Here is a 2298-nt window from a genome sequence, read left to right as displayed (position 1 = left end):
ATCTACATTTTATATCTCTTTAAACATCTCTTAAACCTTGCTACCAAGGCATTCTTGCGAACATTCTCGCTGAGAACAGGAGTCAATTCTACAGATTTTTTTTTGGTTGGCAAGCTGTTTTTGAAAGTTTTTTATAGTTTATTTTGAGTTGTTTTTTTTGTGATCAAAAACGCCCTTTTAATACGTTAAATTATGAGTTATAACTTGCGCCTGTCCTTCATTCACACAATATGTGATTTTACACTATACTGACTCTGGATATTACAAAATTAATGGAGTAATCATATGCCCGGAATATTAATCGTATTTTTCTTGCTACTAATAAGTGTCATTAGCGCATGGATGCATCGCACAATGGGGATCATATTCTTTTGCGTTTTCCTTATTGCAATGGGGCTTGTATTTTTACATCATGCCACAGATCATCTTGGCTTATATTTTTAATGGTAAAAGGAGCTTAAACATGCAACGATCAAAAATAAATAACTTTGTAAAGTGCCTCAATGCCATTGAAATACTTGCCATTATCCTTGTCATTATAATGGCTTTTTCTTTTCAATTTATCTTAGGTGAACTTCCTTGCCCGTTATGCTTACTTCAACGCTTAGGGCTACTGGGTATTGCCTTTGGCTTTTTACTCAATATAAGATATCACGTACGCCCTGCTCACTACAGTCTATCATTGCTCTCAGCCGTACTAACGTCATTTGTTGCCATGCGTCAGATCGCACTTCATATCAATGACCCGCATGGTTATGGCTCAGCAGTTTTAGGCCTACATATGTATACATGGGTATTTGTGCTTTGCATTATAGCTATTATCTATATTGCTATTGTACTAGGGTTATCATCACAATATGAAATTAAAGCAAATAAAGATGAAATCGTAGAAGCCAAGGCCAAGAAAATAAAAATATTTACTCACATTGTCTTTGCTCTATTTGTATTTATTATTGCCGCTAACTTAATTTCTACTTTTGCCGAATGCGGCCTAAGTGAATGCTCAGATAATCCAGTCGTTTACACTTTATGGCATTAGCAATTTATGAATAAGCTCTGAAAACTCAGGGCAACGCAAATAACCACATGTTTTCTCAAGCCCTTCTTCAATAGCTGACTTCCACCATGTCTGGATGGTTTCTTTGGCATTTTTATTTAACAGCCCATGCACACCTAATATCACTTTATCCATGATTTATGATGACTACCTGTTTATTATTATGCTAACGAGTATGTAAGCCACATAATCAAAGTCTAATATATGTAGATAAAAATACAAATTAGAATAGGCAGATATAACTCAAGTTGTCATAACTTCATCATAATAATTGCAATAATCACTAGCACAATTCCAAACCAACCAATTGGTTTTAACTTATCCTTGAATAAGATCATGCCACCAATCGCCGTACCAATAATGCCAATAGCACCCCAACTTGCATACGCAATAGCTAAATCTATTGATTTAACCGCTTGAGCTAAAATAGTAAAAGAAAGTAAAACCAATACAATGGCGCTAATACCCCAAGCTTTGCGTTGAAACCCTTTTGATTTTGCAATCATCAAATTAGCGACAACATCAATTAATGCAGCAACCACAACCAAGCCAAAGGCAAGATTTAAAAAGCTATCCATATCACGCTCTCCTATTCATTATTTTCGGTATCGGCATGAACTTCGCCAATCGTAATCAAAATAATACCTATAATCGCTAGAGCGATGCCTGATACTTGCACCCAAGAAAGTTCATCACCAAAGATGAAAAATGATACGACAGCAATTAATGCAATCCCCAGTCCTTCCCATGTTGCATAAGCAACACCAATTGCAATTCTCTTAACAGCTTTACTTAGAAAGAAATAAGAAATTGCAATAAATAGATACATAATGACAAACCCCCATACGCTGCCATATTTTCCAGCAAAATTCATACTCGATGTTCCTGCCACTTCAAATACAATAGCTAATAGTAAAAAATTCCATGCCCTTATCATGCCTTACTCCAAATATTAGTCTCTTTTCTTGATTCTAAAAACATAAAAAACATATTTAGCTTAAACGTTTCCTTGCTCATAATGATCCTAATGTAAAAAACCATCACCTCTACGACTATAGCAAATGATTTTTTATTTGCGCTATTTAACTTAATTATGACGGTATAAAAATTTTAAATACTTCTTAGTTCTCGTACTTATTCCTTTGCTTTTTTAATTTTCCCATCTAATGCGAATCAAGGGTTGAATAATAATCAAAAATAAAGTTTACGAGTTGCCAATCCATAATTTATTGTGTTAATGA

At 34.4% G+C, this 2298-nt stretch carries 5 protein-coding genes; 2 read left to right on the top strand and 3 right to left on the bottom strand.

Features of this window, described 5'->3' with window-relative positions:
- Positions 1-285 precede the first annotated feature (285 nt).
- Together ACY10D_RS10990 and ACY10D_RS10985 are read left to right on the top strand one after the other, a co-directional pair.
- On the top strand, positions 286-444 hold the full coding sequence (locus ACY10D_RS10990) for a DUF5993 family protein (protein WP_191092797.1): 159 nt from the start codon (positions 286-288) through the stop codon (positions 442-444).
- A gap of 19 nt (positions 445-463) precedes the next feature.
- Positions 464-1039: a disulfide bond formation protein B gene (locus ACY10D_RS10985; protein ID WP_487000775.1), complete on the top strand. Its 576-nt coding sequence runs from the start codon at positions 464-466 to the stop codon at positions 1037-1039.
- On the opposite strand, the gene ACY10D_RS10980 is transcribed toward ACY10D_RS10985, so the two are convergent.
- The 3 genes from ACY10D_RS10980 to ACY10D_RS10970 all read right to left on the bottom strand — a co-directional run bounded on the left by ACY10D_RS10980 (position 1028) and on the right by ACY10D_RS10970 (position 1994).
- On the bottom strand, positions 1028-1192 hold the full coding sequence (locus ACY10D_RS10980) for a hypothetical protein (protein ID WP_487000774.1): 165 nt from the start codon (positions 1190-1192) through the stop codon (positions 1028-1030). The genes ACY10D_RS10985 and ACY10D_RS10980 overlap by 12 nt on opposite strands.
- Positions 1193-1308: 116 nt before the next feature.
- Positions 1309-1635 (bottom strand): SMR family transporter, encoded by a 327-nt coding sequence (locus ACY10D_RS10975; RefSeq protein ID WP_192485279.1) that lies wholly within the window; start codon positions 1633-1635, stop codon positions 1309-1311.
- Positions 1636-1646: 11 nt separating this feature from the next.
- Positions 1647-1994, bottom strand: coding sequence for a DMT family transporter (locus tag ACY10D_RS10970; protein WP_487000773.1), 348 nt, complete (start codon positions 1992-1994; stop codon positions 1647-1649).
- Positions 1995-2298 lie beyond the last annotated feature (304 nt).

This window comes from Cysteiniphilum sp. (assembly GCF_057495195.1).
This window is presented reverse-complemented; position numbering and strand designations above follow the sequence as displayed.